15 protein-coding genes and 3 pseudogenes are annotated in these 18,226 nt (G+C 66.4%); 4 read left to right on the top strand and 14 right to left on the bottom strand.

Annotated features, from left to right (window positions below):
* Window positions 1–16 precede the first annotated feature (16 nt).
* Both ABZ848_RS35550 and ABZ848_RS35545 read right to left on the bottom strand, forming a co-directional pair.
* Window positions 17–754 carry a thioesterase domain-containing protein gene (locus ABZ848_RS35550; RefSeq protein ID WP_360838724.1) on the bottom strand — a complete coding sequence of 246 codons (738 nt, stop codon included), beginning with the start codon at window positions 752–754 and terminating at the stop codon, window positions 17–19.
* 8 nt (window positions 755–762) lie between these two features.
* Complete coding sequence (locus ABZ848_RS35545) at window positions 763–1,224, bottom strand: VOC family protein (protein WP_360838641.1); 462 nt, start codon at window positions 1,222–1,224, stop codon at window positions 763–765.
* 771 nt (window positions 1,225–1,995) lie between these two features.
* Between ABZ848_RS35545 and ABZ848_RS35540 the strand changes: the two genes are divergently transcribed.
* Window positions 1,996–2,520, top strand: coding sequence for a transposase (locus ABZ848_RS35540; protein ID WP_360838640.1), 525 nt, complete (start codon window positions 1,996–1,998; stop codon window positions 2,518–2,520).
* Window positions 2,521–3,162: 642 nt separating this feature from the next.
* On the opposite strand, the gene ABZ848_RS35535 is transcribed toward ABZ848_RS35540, so the two are convergent.
* The 10 genes and pseudogenes from ABZ848_RS35535 to ABZ848_RS35490 all read right to left on the bottom strand — a co-directional run bounded on the left by ABZ848_RS35535 (window position 3,163) and on the right by ABZ848_RS35490 (window position 12,208).
* On the bottom strand, window positions 3,163–4,107 hold the full coding sequence (locus tag ABZ848_RS35535) for a phytanoyl-CoA dioxygenase family protein (RefSeq protein ID WP_360838638.1): 945 nt from the start codon (window positions 4,105–4,107) through the stop codon (window positions 3,163–3,165).
* Window positions 4,108–4,807: 700 nt separating this feature from the next.
* A complete protein-coding gene (locus ABZ848_RS35530) occupies window positions 4,808–5,002 on the bottom strand; it encodes a hypothetical protein (protein WP_360838637.1) in 195 nt (64 codons plus the stop codon).
* 2 nt (window positions 5,003–5,004) lie between these two features.
* Window positions 5,005–5,811 (bottom strand): hypothetical protein, encoded by an 807-nt coding sequence (locus ABZ848_RS35525; RefSeq protein WP_360838727.1) that lies wholly within the window; start codon window positions 5,809–5,811, stop codon window positions 5,005–5,007.
* 63 nt (window positions 5,812–5,874) lie between these two features.
* Window positions 5,875–6,237, bottom strand: a pseudogene (locus ABZ848_RS35520) (transposase); the annotation flags it as partial.
* A 68-nt stretch (window positions 6,238–6,305) separates the two neighbouring features.
* Window positions 6,306–7,265, bottom strand: coding sequence for a Gfo/Idh/MocA family oxidoreductase (locus ABZ848_RS35515; protein WP_360838635.1), 960 nt, complete (start codon window positions 7,263–7,265; stop codon window positions 6,306–6,308).
* 3 nt (window positions 7,266–7,268) lie between these two features.
* Entirely contained in the window at window positions 7,269–8,063 is a 795-nt protein-coding gene (locus ABZ848_RS35510) for an inositol monophosphatase family protein (RefSeq protein ID WP_360838633.1), read from the bottom strand.
* Window positions 8,064–8,356: 293 nt separating this feature from the next.
* A pseudogene (locus ABZ848_RS35505) lies at window positions 8,357–8,840 on the bottom strand (transposase).
* A 368-nt stretch (window positions 8,841–9,208) separates the two neighbouring features.
* Window positions 9,209–9,793: a group II intron maturase-specific domain-containing protein gene (locus ABZ848_RS35500; RefSeq protein ID WP_360838631.1), complete on the bottom strand. Its 585-nt coding sequence runs from the start codon at window positions 9,791–9,793 to the stop codon at window positions 9,209–9,211.
* Window positions 9,794–9,831: 38 nt separating this feature from the next.
* Complete coding sequence (gene ltrA, locus ABZ848_RS35495) at window positions 9,832–11,067, bottom strand: group II intron reverse transcriptase/maturase (RefSeq protein ID WP_360838722.1); 1,236 nt, start codon at window positions 11,065–11,067, stop codon at window positions 9,832–9,834.
* A 613-nt stretch (window positions 11,068–11,680) separates the two neighbouring features.
* Window positions 11,681–12,208 (bottom strand): reverse transcriptase domain-containing protein, encoded by a 528-nt coding sequence (locus ABZ848_RS35490; protein ID WP_360838630.1) that lies wholly within the window; start codon window positions 12,206–12,208, stop codon window positions 11,681–11,683.
* Between the two features lie 125 nt (window positions 12,209–12,333).
* Between ABZ848_RS35490 and ABZ848_RS35485 the strand changes: the two genes are divergently transcribed.
* Both ABZ848_RS35485 and ABZ848_RS35480 read left to right on the top strand, forming a co-directional pair.
* Window positions 12,334–13,139 (top strand): IS5 family transposase gene (locus ABZ848_RS35485; RefSeq protein WP_360838720.1). Its coding sequence is split into 2 segments (ribosomal slippage): window positions 12,334–12,673 and window positions 12,673–13,139, totalling 807 coding nucleotides; the frame shifts between segments, so codons are not numbered across the junction.
* A gap of 264 nt (window positions 13,140–13,403) precedes the next feature.
* A pseudogene (locus ABZ848_RS35480) lies at window positions 13,404–14,203 on the top strand (IS21 family transposase); the annotation flags it as partial.
* A 1,092-nt stretch (window positions 14,204–15,295) separates the two neighbouring features.
* On the opposite strand, the gene ABZ848_RS35475 reads toward ABZ848_RS35480, so the two are convergent.
* Both ABZ848_RS35475 and ABZ848_RS35470 read right to left on the bottom strand, forming a co-directional pair.
* The gene (locus tag ABZ848_RS35475; protein WP_360838628.1) at window positions 15,296–16,321 is read right to left on the bottom strand and encodes a hypothetical protein; all 1,026 of its coding nucleotides are present in this window, start codon (window positions 16,319–16,321) and stop codon (window positions 15,296–15,298) included.
* Window positions 16,322–16,808: 487 nt separating this feature from the next.
* Complete coding sequence (locus ABZ848_RS35470) at window positions 16,809–17,600, bottom strand: hypothetical protein (RefSeq protein WP_360838627.1); 792 nt, start codon at window positions 17,598–17,600, stop codon at window positions 16,809–16,811.
* A gap of 71 nt (window positions 17,601–17,671) precedes the next feature.
* Between ABZ848_RS35470 and ABZ848_RS35465 the strand changes: the two genes are divergently transcribed.
* Window positions 17,672–18,181 (top strand): hypothetical protein, encoded by a 510-nt coding sequence (locus ABZ848_RS35465; RefSeq protein ID WP_360838625.1) that lies wholly within the window; start codon window positions 17,672–17,674, stop codon window positions 18,179–18,181.
* The last annotated feature ends 45 nt before the right edge of the window (window positions 18,182–18,226 follow it).

Genomic DNA, 18,226 nt, shown 5'->3' with positions numbered 1-18,226 from the left:
ATCGCACAACCTGCCCTCAGCTCGGTTCGACTTGCTTCATCATGTGTGCCTGGACACGAGCCGCGTGTTCGAAAACGGCAAAGTGCCCGCTATCCAGCGGCAGTTGATCGAAGCCGGAAGAGGTGTGCCGGCTCCACGGAGTCATTTCGGCGATCCCCGCCCCGCTGTCACGTAGAGCCGGATACGCGGTGATGGGCACGTCCAGAGGTTCATCGCCGGAGAACTCGTAGGACTCGTTTAGGTGGAAATCCGCGGCCAACAGCGGCTGCAGGTGGCGCAGAAGCCCGTCCTGCGCAAGTACTTCCTCCGGGGTCCCGCCCAGCTTCCGGAGAATCTCACGCAGGCCGTCGACCGAAGCGCTCGCCAGATGCGTACGGGGCATGGGGATGTGCGGAGCACGACGGCCCGCAACGAAGACGTGCCGCGGCGACGGTGCGCCGAGGCGACGCAGTTCGCACGCCAACTCGTAGGCCGTCAGGGCACCTGTGCTGTGGCCAAACAGCGCGAAGGGATGGGGCACCGTGGCCAAGAGGACAGGAGCAAGATCGCGGACGAAGGCGCCCACGTCGTCGTACGCGGCCTCTTCGCCGCGCCCCTCACGGCCGGGAGGCTGGACCGGGCAGACCGACATACCCTCCGGCGCCGTCCTGGCCCACGCCCGGTAGGAGGATGCGCCCGCCCCCGCGTGCGGGAGACACACGAGGTGAAGCGAGTCCTCGCGTATAGGATAGGGGAACCAGGGATTTCTCGGCATCGGCCCCATCACGGCCCTTGGGTCGTACGGGAGCCGCTTGGGTCCCCAGTTTCCTCGTTCGCGGTGCCGAAGTAGCCGCAGCGAGGAAGGCTGAGGGTAGGGCCGGGAGGCACCGCCGGATCGTCCGTGTAGATCTCCAGCCGAATGCCGTCGGGGTCAGCGAAGAACAACTGCCCCGTGGATGCGGCGTCTTCACGGCCGGTGTCGTCGTCCCGGATGGCCACGCCCGCTGATCGGAGGCGCTTCTCGGTCTCCCGCAAGGTCTCAAGCGTGGGTGCCTCGAAGGAAAGGTGATGCAGACCGGCTCGGCTCACCGAGAACGGCTCGGCGGACTGTTCCCATAGGGTGAGCAGGACGGCGCCGTTGGATCCCATGAGTGCATATCGATTCACGGGACCGGTCGATTGCAGAATGACTTCGAATCCCAACGATCGCCGATAGAAGTCGACAGAACGATCGAGATTCGTCACGTTGAGTCCCGCACTGCCAGTACTGAGCGCCGTCATTTCCACCGTTCATGGGCTGTAAGAGTCGTCGATACTTTCAGAATGCCATGCGTTCGATGTGAGCCGATCGAGCTAGGCTGCCACGACCAGGGCGATGCGCCATCGATTCGGGCAGGAACATCACCGCGTCTGCAGCCGATCAGCGTGTGTTTTGGGACCGCACCCCGCGCATACGTTCGCGATCATATGATATGTGGCGATGCCGTGTCAGGTTGCCGAGCCTCGAATTTCCGTGACTTCCGTCCCGGGACAACACGTTCGAGCAGGAGCAACTCCAACTTCCCTGGCTACCGGTAGTTCGTTAAACCCGGCGGTAGCCTGGGTTAACGAAGGGGTCGGTTGGTTGTAGGGCGGTGGTGGGAGTCAACTGCCGTTCTGGGGGCCGAAGATGACCGCCCGCCGCCCGTGTCCGCCCCCGCCAGGGCCGTTGGAGGAGTACGCGGCCCGGTTCAATGACCTCTGCGTCAGCCTGGCTCAGGGCCGGGGATTTCGTGAGTATCTGACTGGGCTACTGGCGCCGCGGGACCGGAACAAGACGATCACATGCCTGGCCGGGGCGGAGCCGGTGATCGGTGCCGGCGACCGGGGAGCGTAGCGGCTGCAGTTCTGCCTGTCCGAAGCCGCCTGGGACGCCGACCAAGTCAACGGCTGGCGGCTTGAGCTGCTGCGCATGCAGGAGGCGACCGCCGCACAAGGGCGGGGTGATCGTCATCGACGACTCCGGGGACCGCAAGGATGGCACGGCCACTGCACACGTGGGACGGCAGTGGCGGCCGACAGGGCAAGACCGACAACGGCATCGTCACGGTGACCCCGGTGTGGACCGACGGGCGGATCTACTACCCGCTGCACGCGCAGCCATACACCCCCGCCCATCACTTACCCCGCGGCCGGGGCGATCCCGGCTTCCGCACCAAGCCGCAGCTCTCCGCCGCCCTCGCCGTGCGCGGGAAGGAAGCGGGCTTCGCCTGCCGGGCCGTGGTGACCGACTGCGCCTACTCCACCAGCGACGCCTGGTACCTCGCCCTGCGCGTCGCCGGGCTGCCCTACGTCGTCGCGCTCAGGCCGCACCGCGGCACCTGGGCCCGCGCCAATGAGCCCCACACCCCGATCGACGCCGCCCGCGCGCTGGCCAGCACCGGCCCCGACCATCCGGGCGACTGGAAGCCCATCGAGCGCCACTTCCGCGACGGGCACAGACCTGGTGGGCCGCCGACGCCCGCCTGGGCGGCTACGGCCCCGACAGTCCCTGCCGCCTGATCGTGGCCACCACCGACCCAGGCAGTCTGCCCTGGAAGGCCACCTGGTACCTGGCCACCAACCTGCCCCACACCGACGCCCCGCAAGCCACCACCAGCCCACACCCGCCCGCCGACCTCGCCGAGGTCGTCCGCCTCTACGGACTGCGGCCCTGGACCGAGCAGAACTACAAACAGATCAAGGACGAACTCGGCTGGGCCGACTTTCAGGTCCGCTCCGATACCGCGATCCGCCGCCACCAGACGCTGGTGAACTGCGCGTTCACCTTCTGCTGGGACCAGTGTTTCGCCCCACCCGGACCGCTGGACGCCTGTCCCGACGACCGGCCAGAGAGGGGGCACCCGCACACCCCACCAGCCCCAACTGCCTTGCTGGCCCAAGGCATTACTGGCCGTCCGCTCCTGGCTCACTCCGGCCATCACCCTGACCCGCTGGTGGCAAGCCTGGACCGACCAGGACCCGCCGCGCGAACTCCAAGCCCTCCTCGACGCAGTCACCGCCGGCAGACTCCTTGACCTCTACCGCCGGGTTTAACGAACTACCGATGACAGGGGCTAACACAAAGAGGTGGACGGCGGGCACGGCGCAGTAGCCGCCTGCCCGGGCGGGCGGGGCGCGCACCTGGTCTGTGGCTCGACCGGCTCACCCGAAGCGGTTCTCCTCCCTCGTCGTGAGCCAACTCGGCCTGGTGTAACCGGAATCGGGTCCGTCGGCACCCCACGGCCAGGACCCGAGGAGTCCCATGAGGGCGCAGAACCGGGAGGGGTTCCGCGCGATCATGTCCGGGGTCGTGGACGCCCAAAAGAGCTCTTGCGGCAGCAGGTGGAACCTCACCATGGGCAGCATTAGGGTGACGCGCGCGCCCGTCGCCGTCCGCGGCACCGCGCCGTGCCACAGCGCGCCGTGGTGGATGATGACCGAACCCGCGGGCGCTTCGACAACCTCCACGTCGGGATGGTCATGCATGCCCAGATGGGATGCGGGGACGTCCGTGGAGAGTCTGTGACTTCCCGGCAGGACGCAGAGGGCGCCGTTCTCCCGGGTGTAGTCGGTAAGTGCCCAAGTGACAGTGCAGAACTGGGCGTCAGCCGACCAGGGTGCGGGAACCTTGCGGCTCTGGTCGGCGTGGAAGTAGAGCGGCTCGGTGGACGCTTCGTCCTTAACGGCCGCGGTGCACTGGCTGAGTTTGGCGCGGTAGCCGAGGAGAAAGGCCACCAGCGCGAGCGGAGCGGGTGCCATAAGCGCCTGTTCAAACAGCCGATCCGTGGGCAGGAGATGCCACAGGAGGCGGCCCCGAGGGCTTCCGTCGCCGACCGCCTTCGGCCGCTTCCGCCGGTCCGTCTCCAGGATTTTCTCTTTGAGGCGTTGGCAGAAGTCAAGCGGTGCCGCTTTTCCGGGCGGAAGGACCGTATATCCCTTCGTTTCCAGGTCGACGGCATTCGAGTCCAGGTCCAATTCGGCGATTTCCTGCCGAATTCTACGCGTAGCCTCTAGTCCCGCCGGAAGCCGGTCTTCCTCGACCTTCTTGGCAGCCAGCTCCCGCAAGAGGGCGACTTCCCGGGACAATGCAACGTGGTCGATAGCCATGCTCATCCTCTTTCCACCTGGTAGCTCGTGGACGCGTCTTCAGCCACGGTGTGGGCATGATCTTTGCGATTAAGGTGCATGGGACTCAGCTCAAGCGTCGTAGCTCTCGTCCGTTTTGGCCCATTTGATACCGCGTCCGACCCGCAGCCCCTCTTCGGCGGGAGGTGGGTTCGCCGACCCTCAGCTAGTCGTCGGCCTCCCGTAGGTCGCACCTGGTCACCAGCTCCGTCCCGCTCTGCTCTGCTGCGTCCAACTGTCTTTGGTACAGCCGACTCGCGGCGTCGTAGAGAACAAGCATGATTTCAGGGAAGTGCTGATCAAATCGTGCCACACGTGTACCTTGAGACACCATCCCTGAATGGAAATAGATGACTTCTGCAGGGGATGGTCGCCGTGGGGCCTTGCCCCAAGGCGGAGTAGAGGGCGTCTGAAAAGCCTGTCAGCAGGCTGGTCTTGCGAGGCGGCGCACAAGGAGCATGGCCATGGTGAGGTAGATGGCGCTCTCCGAACAGACGCGCAGGTACTCGTAGTCCTTCGACAGGCTGTCGGCGTACGAGGTTCTCTCCCCATCTACTTCTTGTGGGACGGTTGCGGAGGGTGATGGTCTTCAATCGGCGAGGAGTATCTGCCAGCGGAGGAGATCGAATCCGGCGCGACCATACCCGTCCCTCTTGATTCGCTTCGCCCGACTTACGTTGCCCTAGACCTTCCCTGAGCTCCACTCCAAGGTCAGGCCGGCGGTGACGGCATCGAAATCCTGACGCAGGCCGCGGGCCAGGCTCTGGAGCGGCTTCATCTCGGTGTCCTCGGCACTGGTGAGCCGTTCTCCAGCTCGCCGCCTCGCCGCCTCGCCGCCTCGCCGCCTCGCCGCCTCGGCGCCTCGGTGCTCGGTCATCGTCACTGCGAAGGCGCGGACGCACGCGGCGACGGCGTCCAGTTGAGGACTGCGCGACAGGAGCTTCTTGAGCTTGAGCACACTGCTCTCGTCCAAAGGTGGTCGGGGTGCGAGGTGATCAGCCAGGTGGCCGTGCGGACCGTCAGTGTTTTGGGTTTGTCGGGCGCGGGTTTGCCGCTGGCCCGGATCTCCTGCAGGTGCCGGCGCATGGTCCGCTTGCTGCCGGTGAAGCCAAGCTCGCTGATCTCCGCGTGGAGGCGTGCCGCGTCCGTGCAGCCCTCGTTCCAACGCCGGTGCAGGTAGGGCGAGTAGGCGTGGACCTGGCCGTAGCGGCGCGATCCGGTGCCCAGCGTCGCCTCCTCGGGCGTGACCGCGTGCGCGTATCGACGCACCGTCTTGCGGTCCAGCCTGAGCGTCTCGGAGATCGCCTGGATCGGGACGCCCTTATCGTAGAGGGCGTGCACGGCGGCGTGACGTTCGCGGCGCCGGATCACACGCATCCCCTCGGGACGCCCTGACACCTCCGGTTCGGCAGTGGCGTCAGCTGGTGTGCCCTCGGTAGGCTCAGCGAGGCAACTGCGGTGCATTGCAACGCACTTCTCGACCGCTTCGCACAGGTTCTTCTTACCGCGCGCGATGGTGGCGGTGCTGGTTTCGGATACAGCGGCGACCAGGGTGATTCCGCCGTGGCCGAGCACGATGGCCTCGCTGGCCAGGTACAGTCGGCGGCGGCGCTCGTCGAGGTGAGGCAGGAGCTGTTCGAATTTGGCCTTCAACTCAACGCCGGGAAGGTGGACTTGGGGAGTCATGCCCCAGCGTCCCACCGCTGGCAGGTCCCGCAGATCAACTCCGACGGTTATTCACGGACAAGCCCCCAGTGCTCCGCAGTACTGCCGGGCCACCCCGACCGAGGCCCGCCCGCACTTGGGAAACGACACATCGTCGATGACCCACACCTCGGGCTGGACCACCTGGACCAGCCGCTCGGCGATTCGCCGCCGCACCGGCGTCCACTGCCACGGGGACTGGTTGACGAACTGCTGCAGGGCCTGCATGTTCCCGTCCGGCAGCCGCTGGGCCATCGGCTGGATCGACTTACGCCGCCCGTCCAGCATCAGCCCGCGCAGATAACACTCGCCCTTGGCCCGCTGATCATTGCGCGGCACCGAGGCGCACACATTTTTCACGAACAGCCCCAACGCCGCCCGTAATCGGTTCACTTCATGCGTGTCCACACTCCCAACATGTCTTGATCAGCGAAAACGCATAGACTTAACGAAGCACTACTAAGGGGTCGGCGTGATCAGCGGATGAGGTCCTGGGCGCGCTGCAGCACGTCCATGGCAGGGAGGATGCTGTCGGGGCTGATCGCCGCGGGACATCCTGCCGCCACCGCGTAGAAGAACTCGCGGTTCTGAAGGACGCGATCTTCGTCGTCCTCGGGGTGCTCGTTCGGGTCGTAGGCGATGCCGTCGCGGTGGCGGACGACGTTCTGCTCCACGAAGACGGTGCGCCCCACCCCGGCTAGGTAGTAGTCGTAGACCTGCGGGGTCTCGTTGGTGTACGAGCCGACGACGGTGCCCACGCGGCCGTCCTCGGTGGTCATCGTCAGAGTGATGTCCAGGGGCTTGCCGGAGGAAGGGTCGGGGTGGGAGTGCGCCACCTGGACGTCGACCGTGGCGGCGTCCGTGACACCCAACAGCCCCAGGGTGATGTCGGTCGAGTGGTTCATGTGGTGCCAGAGGAGGTCGTCGGTCCACGAGCGGACGTAACCACTCGACCCGACGCGGTCCCGGCGCAGGAGCAGATAGCGGGCGAGCACGCTGTCGAAGCGTCGTGTGCCGGCGGCCACATCGTCGAGGAGGCCGCGCAATCCGGTGAGATAGCGGTGTGTGTGTGCGACCATGACAGTGACACCGCGCACCCGGGCGAGGTCCGCGAGTTCGCGTGCCTCCCCGGCCGACATGGCGAGCGGGATCTCGACGAGTACGGGCTTCCTGGCCAGGATACAGCGGCGTGCCTGGTCGGCGTGCGCGTCGTTCGGCGATCCGATGATCACCGCGTCGACGGCGTCGTCCGCGAGCGCCTCGTCGAGCGAGATTCCGTGATGGGCGATGCCGAACTCCTTCGCGAAGTCGGCGGTCGGTTCCGGTAGGCGCCCCACCACACGGTGGAGCACCTGCCCCTCGGCCAAGGTGATCTCGGCGTGGAGGCGGGCAACCTGTCCGTAACCAACGATGGCGATACGCAGTGCGTCGGGCATCTACTAGTACTCCTCAGTGTTGACCAGCGCCCGCAGCTCGGCCGCCAAGGCCGGCCCGGCGCAGAGGACTCCGGTTCCCCATGGGGTGCAGTGAGCGCCTGCCTCACGGGAGATGAGCGCCCCGGCGGCCCAGTCCCAGCGCTCCAGCTCGTCTTCGAGGAACGCGTCGAGGCGGCCGGCGGCCACCCAGGCTAGATTCAGGGCCGAACTCCCGCTCGATCGCACGCTGCGGACGGCGGGTAGCAGCGCGGCGAGGGTGCGCGCCTGCCGGGTTCGGCCCTCGGCGGTGTACGCGTACTCCGTCGCGACGACGGCATCGCGAGCGGGACACGGGGGCCGTACTGAAATTCGTGACTTCCCGAGCCAGGCCCCGCAGCCGTCGATGGCCCAGAAGACCTCATCGCGGTTCGGGTCGTGCACGACGCCGACACGCGGCGCCCAGACATCGCCGACGTGTTCCTCGAGAGCGATACTAACGACGTAGTGCGGGATGCCCAGGGTGAGATTGCTGGTTCCGTCGAGGGCATCGACGACCCACCGTAGTCCGGTACCGCTCGAGCGCTCGGCATCGTCCTCGGACAACAGACTGACCTGGGCACCGGCACGATCGATCACTTTGAGGATCGCCTCGTTGGAGGCGACGTCGGCGGTGGTGACAAAGTCTCCCGGCGCGGACTTCATCTCGATGATCCTGGCCTCTGCGTGAGCCGTCCGCAGGGCTTCCGCACCGGCCCTCGCGGCTTCCAAGGCGTGTGCCAGCCAGGGGTCCCAGTCGCTCACACCGGCGTCGGTCGTCATGGAGCACCCGGTAGGAGTAAGGACGGGACTGTGACGGAAGATCTGGGCGTGCTCATCGACTCTCCTGTCGGTCTTCCAACGGACTCGCGTTCCTAGATCAACTCGCCAGCGTAGACTAGCGCGTGTCTCTTTGAAGGATTGGTCAGTTGATCAGATGCGCCTGTCCGATTAATGATCACCGATGCGATGTGGGACCGGATCGAGCCGCTGATGCCGGCGGATCCGGTCCGCGGCCGGCGGTGGGCCACCACCAACGCACTCTTGAGGCCATCGCGTTTACTGACTTCGGCTCGTCAGGGTGACTTTGGCTCGTCGAGGGCCAGGCCGGTACCTGCTATGAAGCCGTCGAGGATGCCGGACCGGTACCGAAGGCGCTTGAGCCGGTTGCGTACGAGGGCTTCGAGTTGGTCCAGGGCGACGACCGCGAGGTTGGCCAAGCTGCGCTTGACGTGCGCCCACACCCACTCCACGGGGTTGAGGTCGGGAGAGTATGCGGGCAGCAGGAACACCGTCAGCCACTCACGTTCGGTGATCAGCTCACGCATGGCGTGGGAGACGTGGGTGTTCAGCCGGTCCCACACCAGCACGATCGGCGCCTTGACGAGCCGGTGGACGCCGTCGATCAGCGCGATGAAGTCGCGCTCGCCCATGCCGGCGCTTGCCCTTGCCCGCGCGGTGGGTGCGCAGGCGGTGGCACAGCCGGGTGCGGAAGCCGGGCCGCATGGCGATCAGCCCGGCCACGGACAGCCGTCCCGAGCGGCGGCCGCTGACGGTCACGACCGGGGTGTGGCCGCGCCGGCCCCAGGTGCGTCCCCTGGGCGGCCGGCGGGTGAAGCCTGCCTCATCCTCGAAGCAGATGTAGCCTCCACAGGCCGCCCGGGGGTGGTGTCCCCGGCCGTGGTGTAGTCGATCAAGGTCCGTCGCTTCCGTTGTGGAGCCGTCCGGTACATGCCGCGGCCTGCCGTCGTGCGCTCACCACTGGTCCCGACCCGGCGAGCCTCAACAGTGCCTCCGACGAGGGCGATTCGGGCCGCGATCTAGGGCTTCCGTCAGCTTGCCGAGTAGCCGAGGGGGATCTCACCCCTCGGCCCTCACAGAACCGTGCGTAAAAGTCTCCCCTTACACGGCTCTTGCCGTTCTGGCCATCAGACCGTTACGGCGCATGCGGTCAGGCGCCAGTGCGCGAACATGCGGGGGTATCGCTGGGCGATCTCCTGCATCTTCGCGATGGCCTTCCGCTTGGCCGCGAGCCGTTTGTACTTCTGGCGGATCCAGCGCACCAAGTAGGCATTGATGCGCATCGCGAAGGGGATCAACGCCCACGGCCTGAAGCGGCTGTAGTAGTTGAGCCAGCCCGCCACCACAGGGTTGATCCTGCGGGCGAGCTCCTGGAAGGACAGGTCCGAGCGGGTATGCAGGTGCCAGGACCGCAGCTCCCGCCCCATCTTCTTCAGGGCATCCTTGCTGACCGCCGGCTCGAACCCCAGGAACAGATTCCCGTGTCGACTCCGACTCTTCCGGGCGCGGAACGTGTACCCAAGGAAGGTGAAGGCCGTGTGCTCGTACGAGCCTTGGCGGTTGCCTTCCTTGCAGTAGATGATCCGGGTCTTGTCCGGGTGCAGCTGCAACCCGACTTCGACCATCCTGTCCCTGAGCGCGGTCAGGACCTGGCGGGCCTGGCGCTCGGTGCCGCAGTGCAGTACCGGGTGAGTCGGCGTCGGGAATCTCACCCGCCGCCGCTCGCAGAACCGTGCGGAAACCTCTCGGCTTACACGGCTGCCATCGTCCAGCCAGCAGGCTTGAGTCCGAACCGCCAATGGGCGAACAGCTTGGGATACCGGCGGGCCGCGCCCGCCAGCAGTTCCCGCGCCCGTTTCTCCCGGCGGTAAAGCCGTTTGTACTTCCGGCAAGCCCAGCACACCAGGTGCTCGTTGATGCGCCGGAGAAGGGGATGCAACATGGACTTGTAGAAGCGCCCGTAATAGTTGATCCAGCCCTGCACGACGCTGTTGAACATCCGCGCAAGGTCGCCAAGGGACTTGTCACTGCGTTTGGCGATGTGCCAGGATCGGATTTCCTTGCCCATCGCCTTGATCGCCTCCTTGCTGACTGCGGGCAGGAAGTTCACGAAGTGCTTCCCGTGCCGGTTCTTGGCCAGTCTTGGACGGAACGTGTACCCGAGGAACGTGAACGACGTATGCCTGTATGAGCCACGCCGGTCCGCGTCCTTGCAGTACACGATGCGCGTCTTGTCCGGATGCAATTCCAGACCGACCTGCGCCAACCGCTCGGAGAGCGCGTCCCGCACACGGCGGGCTTGCCTCTCACTTTTGCAGTGAATCACCGCATCGTCGCAGTAACGCTCGAAGGTGACCTGCGGGAAGTTCCGCTCCAGCCACACATCGAACGCATAGTGCAGATACAGATTCGCCAATACGGGCGAAATCGCCGACCCTTGAGGAGTTCCGCGATCCCGCTGCTGCACCGTCCCGTCCTCCTTTGCCAGCGGCGCGACCAGCCACCGCTTGACATAGAGCAGGACCCACTTCCCATCCTCATCGATATGCCGCTCGACGGCCCTGAGCATCAGCTCATGGTCCACGCTGTCGAAGAACGCCCGGATATCAAGATCAACTACCCAGCTGCTCCGCCAACAGCGCCGCCGGCACTGCTCCACCGCGTCCAACGCCGACCGCCTGGGCCGGTAGCCATAGGAGTCCGGATGGAACACTGGCTCCACCCGTCTCTCCAGATACATCGCGGCCACCGTCTGAGCGATCCGATCGGACACAGAAGGCACCCCAAGGACGCGAATACCCTTTCCGCCTGCCTTGGGGATCTCGACGGCCTTCACCGCCGGAGGGAAATATGAGCCGGACGACATCCGATTCCACAGCTTGAACAGATTCTTCGAAAGGTTCTGCTCGAACTGCTCGATCGTCACACCGTCCACCCCGGGTGCACCCCGGTTGGCTTTGACCCTCTGATACGCCTCGCACACCATCAACTTGGGAATGTAAAACGACTTGGTCCCGGCCTGCGACCTTGATCCGTTCACCTGGCTCCTCCCGGGAACTCCGGTTCACCACCAAACAAGATCAGGACGACCCGCCCCCTTCGCTCCGCCCCCATTACAGGGGTTTCACCACTACTACGAGGCGGTCCCCCCCCTGCCACGCATCGGCACTCTCCCCCTCACAGTTTCAGCTGCTTGGAGTTCTCCCTTGACGCCAACCATCCCTCAACAAAGACCAGTTGACCGCATCGCGGCGAGGGGTTCCCACGTTCCGCACTGGCGCCTGATACCGAGCTCGCGCCACCTCTATGCCGGGCCGCCGCCTGGCCAGGAATACAGGAACCCGCCAGACTCATCCCGGGGCAACAACTGGACCCCGGTTTCGACAACCACTCATACGCTTACGACACTTCAGCAGTGGTTCACTCGCGTTCGCCTTCTCGGCTCGCACCTGACGCATCTCGTGCGCTTTATCCGCAGTGCTCATCACCCCGGCTCATTCACCAGAGCAACCTGCGGCGGTTTGGAACCTCTCCCTGCGTGAGCGGTCCCGGAGGGCCCACCTCCATCACCAGTGCAGCACCACGTCAGAAGCTTCCGTCTACATCAGTACCTCCTGTTGTGTTCGTGGCGCACCGTCGTCCGCGTAGCGTTCGAACCAGACGGACGGGAACTCCCGGTCCATCCAGGTGTCGAACGCGTAGTGCAGGAACAGGTTCGCCAGGACGGGCGATACGGGGGCTCCTTGAGGAATCCCGCACCCCCGTTCCAGCAGGGTGCCGTCGGGCATGGCGAGCGGGGCAGCGAGCCACCTCCGCACGTACAACTTCGCCCAAACGGCGTCGGTGTGCGCCTCCACTGCCTTGACCAGAAGGTCCCAGGGCACGCTGTCGAAGAACTTGGCGATGTCGAACTCCACCACCCAGTTCCGCTTCCAGCAGCATTCCCGGCATTTTCCTACCGCGTCAAGAGCGGACCGTCCGGGCCGGTATCCATAGCTGTCCGGATGGAAAATTGGCTCCACCCTGCGCATCAGATGCCGGGCCACCACAGTCTGGGCCACACGATCAGCGACAGCAGGAATGCCGAGCATCCTCGTGCCTCCGCCGCGTGGCTTGGGAATGGCCACCGCGCGCACCGGAGGCGGGAGATATGAGCCCGCCGACATCCTGTTCCAGACCATGTACAAATTAGAGGTTGTCTCACGTGGTGATGGTGCGAGCTGCGGCACGATACCTCTTCGTGAGTGCCGAACTGTCGCAGCGGCTGGTTCCTGACGGTTTGTGGGAACTGGTCGCCCCGTTGCTGCCGTCGTTCAACTCCCGTCCGCAGGGCGGCGGGACCGCGCCGCTGGACGAGCGTGCCGTGTTCACGGCGGTGGTGTACGTGCTGACCAGCGGGTGTGCATGGCGGTATCTGCCGGAGACGTTCGGGGTGTCGCCCGCGACGGCACACCGCCGGTTCACAGCGTGGACCGAGGCGGGGTTGTGGCGGCGATTGCACCGGGCGGTCCTGGACGAACTCGGCGCCCAGCGTGAGATCGACTGGACCTCGGCGATAGTGGATGCCGCGTCGGTGCGGGCGAAAAGGGGAGTTCGCTGACCGGGCCGAACCCTGTCGATCGAGGCAAGAAGGGCAGCAAGCTGCACGTGCTGTCCGAGGCCCAGGGCCTCCCTCTCGCCGTCGCCGTGTCTGGCGCGAACATGCACGACAGCCTCGCCCTCAAGCCGCTGATCCGCGGCATCCCCGCCATTCGCTCCCGGCGCGGACCTCGTCGGCGCCGCCCGGTCAAACTCCGTGCCGACAAGGCGTACTTCTCCGCCGACCACCTCTCCTGGCTGCGTGAACGAGGACTGGTCCCGCGCATCGCCCGGCAGGGAATCGAGTCCGGCGAACGACTCGGCCGGCACCGCTGGAAGATCGAGAGGTCGATCGCTTGGCTGTTCGGCTACCGACGCCTCACTGTCCGATACGAGCGAAAGGGCTCCCACTTCCTCGCCTTCCTCGGCCTGGCTGCCGCCCTGACCTGCTACAAGAAACTCGCGAAGATCGCCACGTGAGACATCCTCTTATTCTTCAGGTCCTTCTCGAAGTCGGCGATTCTCTGCCCATCCACGCCTGACAGCGGACAGCGCAAGATCCTGGTAGGCGGACAGTTCGGGTCTTAGCCGACGGACAGCTCATCTCCCTAGTTGTTGGGCCATCCGTGAATGTTCCGAACGTGGTTCCGAACAGATGATCCCTCCGGGGGATTTGCTCGTGATTGCCCATCACATTGAGCGAGTCCTCCCGGAGGGATCGTGAAGAAGAATGCCAGGGAAGTCATGCAGATCTTCGAGGCGCTGGACGCCACCGAGTGCGTGTTCTCGGCCGCTCGGCTGGCCGGAGTGGACCCCAAGACCGTGCGGAGGTACGCACGGATGAGGGACGCGGGGATGCCCATCGACGGGCCGTCGCTGCGGCCGAAGCTCATCGATCCGTACATGCCGAAGATCGAGGAGTGGGTCGAGCGGTCGCAGGGCAACGTCCGTGCGGACAAGCTGCATGAGCGTCTGGTCCTGCTCGGTTTCACCGGGGACGAACGCACGACCCGGCGGGCGGTGGCGAAGGCGAAGGAACGCTGGAAGGCCGGGCACCGCCGAACGTATCGCCCGTGGGCCCCGAGCCGGGCCTGTGGGCCCAGTTCGACTGGGGACACGGGCCGGAAGTACCTGGTCCGGGCGATGGCGAGCCGCGCGAGACGCTGTTGTTCTGCGCCTGGCTGGCTTGGTCGCGCTTCCGCGTGGTGATCCCGACCTGGGACCGCACCTTGCCCACGGTCATCTCGTGTCTGGACTCGACACTGCGGCAGATCGGCGGCGCTCCGACCTACGTGCTCACCGACAACGAGCGCACGGTCACCGTCGACCGGGTCGCCGGCGTCCCGGTCCGCCACCCGCAGGTGGTGAACGCGGGCCGCCACTATGGCCTGCAAGTTCACACGTGTGTCCCGTTCGACCCAGAGTCCAAGGGCGGCTCGGAGGCGACGGTGCGGATCGCGAAGGCGGACCTGGTGCCCACCGATGTGAACCTGCTGGATCAGTACACCAGCTTCGCCGAACTCCGCCTGGCCTGCGCCCAGTTCGGCGACCATCCGCACGCACTCGATGTACTCGCCGACCTTGCGGCATCGACCGGCTTCGGCCCTGCACGCGAAAGGCTTCACACCCCAGGCGTGGATGTGCTCACCGGTCCGCCGCCCCGCGGCCGCACCAGCGGCCGGCTCGCGACGTCCCTCCTCACCCGCCCGCTGACCGGACACGGTCCGGCCGACGACGTCCTGCGTCTGCTCGCTCTGGCCTGCCCGGCACAGCTGCACCAGTCCACCCTGGAGAAAGCGCTCTCGGCCGTCTTCCCCTACGATCCGTGGGAGGCCGGTCCCCTGGTGGCACAAGCCGTCGAGACCCTGCTCGGCTCCGGCGCCCTGGACCCCGACCCCGTCCTGCCGCGTACCTGGACCATCCACCCGTTGCTGGCCCGCGCCGTGCGCCGACACGATGCCGACACCGCCCGCCAGGAGGACCTCCGACGGCTGCTCCTGCACGCCCTGGCTGCCGTCCCCGCCACAACCGCCGGTCCCCCGCTGCCCACCACGCAGGCCCTCACGAGCCCGTCGGCCAAGCGCCGCGGTCCAGGGCCCATCGAGCGTGCCGCGGCCTTCGACCTCCAGGTCGAACTGGTCACCCGGGTCGGCGTCCAACCACTCGCCCCGGAACAAGGCTCCCTACGCGAAGCCCTCGCCTCCCTGCACGCCCTCTTCGGCACTGCCCGGGAGGTCCTTCACCGCATCGCCGACGAAACCGGCACGCCACTCGTCCTGCCCCACATCGCCGCCACTCTCGCGAACGTGCACCTGCGGCCGTTCCTCTCCACCTGGCACCCCGCTCTCCAGCAGCACGAGGCCCAACGCCCTGACGGCACCAGTCCTACAGCGCATGAGCACGCCTGGGAGCGCGCCGCCGAGATGCGCGCGGACCTCGACCGGCTCCGCCTTCCCCTCACACGGATCGCCGCCCGGCTCGCCGAACTGACCGGCGTCGATCTCCTCACCGAACTACCGCAGGACCAGCGATAGGCCACCCACTGCCCACAACCCGCACGCAGTACCGGACACCCGCGACGACCAAGTTGCGGCACCATCGCGCCTCATCGTCTCCGGCACACGCCCGGATGTCCCTCATTTTCCCTCGGCGGCGCCGTCACGCACTGCGTCAACGTCTCCTTCACCGAACACCAGGGCACGCTGCACGCTGGTTGGCAACCGACGCACACACGATGTCCTGACCAGCGCAGCTATCCGATCGTCGCGCCTGCTGGTCAATTGCACCTGCGGCGCGGCCACCCGTTGTACCCGGCCGTCGCCGCAGTCGTACAGGACATGGACCCCGCCGGATTCACCCAGGTGCAAGTACACGCCGTCCTGCCGCTTGGGCAGGCCCTCGCCATGAACGAACTCGGCATACACGTACTGGACCCGAACCCCGAGCCATTGCTCGACCGCACCCACGCGCCCCGTCTCGGCCAGCTGCTCTCCGCGGTAGGCCATGGCGTCCCGGGTCCAGAAACCAGCGGGTGCCGTGATGAGAAGGGCGACCGCAAGGCACGTCACCCAGCGCTTGTGGCGTGCCGGGATCACGGAGATCCGCCGGACCATCCACAGGATCCCACCGGCGATCGCCCAACTCAGCAGGACCATCATCCAGAACGGAAACAGGTACACCGTGTGCGGATCGAGGTCGGTGCTGCACAGTCCCATCCACAATCCGATCGGCAGGGCGGAAGCAGCCCGCCGCAGTTTCCGGCACGCTCTCGGACGGCTCAGCAAGCGGCGTACAAACCCGTGTTCGCCGCGCCCCGGGGAGAGCAGAGTGCGTGCCGGACGTTCCCGTCCGGCCTTCTCCCCAGCCGTGTACGCCAGCAGGATCGGCGTCAACGAGACGGCCAGCGTGACCGTGAGAAAGAACGTTGTCACGCTGAACCGGGTCAGCAGCACTGTCTTGTCTGCGCCGACGTACTCAGGCGGAAGCCCGTCGAACTGGCCGTAGAACTCCTCGATGGCCCAGTACTGAGCGGTGTATGCCCCCAGAGCGAACAACCCCAGAAGTCCACCGAAGATCTGCAGTGCGTCCTTGGCGTCAACCGGCTCCGTCTCGAGTGAGGGAGCGCCCTCACCCGTCAGCTCGGCCTTCTCTGTGATCGTCATGGGCATACCATCGTGGGCACGCGGCTGCCTCTGCCCCGGTCTTGAGCAGGATCTGAGGCGGTCTGAGCATCCAAGCGATCAGGCGCACGTGCCGTACTGTCTCCTTCTCCGAGATACCGAACACTGCGGCGACCTCTTCGCGTGCCCGGTCGGCTCACCCACCACGCTCCGTGCGTCGCTGGATCACGTGTTCGCATCCAAAGCAAGGGCTACCAGCCGAGACCGCCCCTCAACCACCATCGTGGCGCAAATGCGCAGGTCAGCGCCGCGCGCACGACCAGCCATGTTTTGGGGCTCCTGCCGGGGGCGCCCACGCTCCGCCCTCCTTCGGGAGGGCGTTTTTGCTGGTCAGGACGGTTTTCCTCAAGCACGACAAAGCCCCGGACCCTCCCCCAATGATCAAGGGCAGGCTCCGGGGCTGTCCGGCTGTCACCGGGTTTCCGCGGGTGGCTGTGTCGAATACGTGTCGAAGTTCTTTGGCCGAAGATCAACCAGCGTCAGGCAGCTCGGGGAGGTCTCCGGCGGCTTCGAGCCGCTTCTTCAGGTCCGGCAGCTGCCCGTCGACGCACCGGGCGTAGGTGGCGAGCAGCACGGGCACGCTGTTCCCGGCCCACTCGGCCACCTGGGCGGGCGGGATCCCGTCGTTGAGCCACTTCGTCAGGCGGGTGTGCCGGTTGTCGTACACACGCTTCCCGGTCGGCGAGTCGAAGACATGCGGAGCCAGTACCGCCCGGCGAGCGCTGCGCCAGGCCCGGCGGATCACGGAGCCCGCGAGGATGCCGCCGTTCTCACCCTGGAACAGAAGATCACCCGGCTTGAGCTCTTCGTCTTCGATGTGCTGCCGCAGGATGCGAGTCAGGGCGGGATGCCCCGGCACTGTGCGCGTGTCCCCTTCGGCGCGGCCCTTGAGGTCGCGCTGTTCGTGGATCTCACCCGTGTCGGTCCACTGCTTGCCGACTTCAGGAGTTGCCGTGTGAATCATCAGTTCGCACCACTGGTCGGCCGAATCGACATCGGGCAGGCTGAGGTCCGATACCCGCATGGCCACGGCCTCTTCAGGGCGCGGTCCGCAGTAGTACAGCGTCGCGAAGAAGGCATGCAGCCGCGGACCACCACGAGGCCGCACACGGATCCAACCGAGGAGCGCCGCCGCCTGGTCAGGGTTCATCAGGCAGCGCTTGTCGACGGCGTTGGTCGTCTTGGCGGCAGTCGTCGCCTCCTTGCCCTTAGAGGTCGTTCTCTTTCCGAACCTCGTGTGCGGATTCCGCTGGTCAGGCATGGTTTTGCGGCTGCCTCGGCAGGCTCGGCTCGTTGTCGGTCGGGATGTTGTGGGGGTGGCGGATGCCGTCGATGCGTGCGGTTCTGGAAGCGCGGCGGAAGGCCGCGGCGGTGCGGGTGGAGGAGCTCGAAGCCGAACTGGTCCGGGTGCGGGCGGACTTGGTGTCTGCGGAAGAGGTCCTCAGACACCGGGTGATCGGCTTGGAGCAGTATCTGGAGGCGCTGGCCGAGGAGGAGGCGCCCGCCGTGGTGGCCGGCGGATCGTCGCCCAGGAAGCCGGTCGGGCCGCGGCGCGCGGTGCCGCACCGGGAGAACGCGGCCGGTGTCGAGGACCTGTCAATGGACTACCAGGCGTTGATGGCCGCCGCCCTGGACGCGGGAGCCGATGGGCTGGGGGCCAGGCGGGCAGCGGTCGTGCTGGACTGGGACAGCGCGTCTGTCTCCCGGGTCGAGGGGGCGAGGGCCCGGCTGAAGCGGCTGGTAGAACGGGGCTGGCTGGTGGAGGAGAAACCAGGCCGGTTCACGCCGTGCGCGCTGGACCGGGACGCTGCTGATGTCGGGCAGTCAGGCGGCGGCTCATGAGCATGGTCATCGACCACCGGATGACGGCTTCGCTGGTGTCGGGGC

This window comes from Streptomyces sp. NPDC047081, assembly GCF_040643775.1.
Classification (GTDB): Bacteria; Actinomycetota; Actinomycetes; order Streptomycetales; family Streptomycetaceae; genus Streptomyces.
The sequence above is the reverse complement of the archived record's forward strand: the minus strand, read 5'-3'. Positions and strand labels throughout refer to the sequence as shown.

Bases quoted from the DNA above. Each gene is read 5' to 3' on its own strand.
- ABZ848_RS35530 (WP_360838637.1), bottom strand. From the start codon at position 5,002: ATGACCGAGCACCGAGGCGCCGAGGCGGCGAGGCGGCGAGGCGGCGAG.
- ABZ848_RS35470 (WP_360838627.1), bottom strand. From the start codon at position 17,600: ATGCCTGACCAGCGGAATCCGCACACGAGGTTCGGAAAGAGAACGACC.
- ABZ848_RS35525 (WP_360838727.1), bottom strand. From the start codon at position 5,811: ATGACTCCCCAAGTCCACCTTCCCGGCGTTGAGTTGAAGGCCAAATTC.
- ltrA (WP_360838722.1), bottom strand. From the start codon at position 11,067: ATGGTGTGCGAGGCGTATCAGAGGGTCAAAGCCAACCGGGGTGCACCC.
- ABZ848_RS35475 (WP_360838628.1), bottom strand. From the start codon at position 16,321: ATGACGATCACAGAGAAGGCCGAGCTGACGGGTGAGGGCGCTCCCTCA.
- ABZ848_RS35515 (WP_360838635.1), bottom strand. From the start codon at position 7,265: ATGCCCGACGCACTGCGTATCGCCATCGTTGGTTACGGACAGGTTGCC.
- ABZ848_RS35535 (WP_360838638.1), bottom strand. From the start codon at position 4,107: ATGGCTATCGACCACGTTGCATTGTCCCGGGAAGTCGCCCTCTTGCGG.
- ABZ848_RS35550 (WP_360838724.1), bottom strand. From the start codon at position 754: ATGCCGAGAAATCCCTGGTTCCCCTATCCTATACGCGAGGACTCGCTT.
- ABZ848_RS35510 (WP_360838633.1), bottom strand. From the start codon at position 8,063: ATGACGACCGACGCCGGTGTGAGCGACTGGGACCCCTGGCTGGCACAC.
- ABZ848_RS35465 (WP_360838625.1), top strand. From the start codon at position 17,672: ATGCGTGCGGTTCTGGAAGCGCGGCGGAAGGCCGCGGCGGTGCGGGTG.
- ABZ848_RS35540 (WP_360838640.1), top strand. From the start codon at position 1,996: ATGGCACGGCCACTGCACACGTGGGACGGCAGTGGCGGCCGACAGGGC.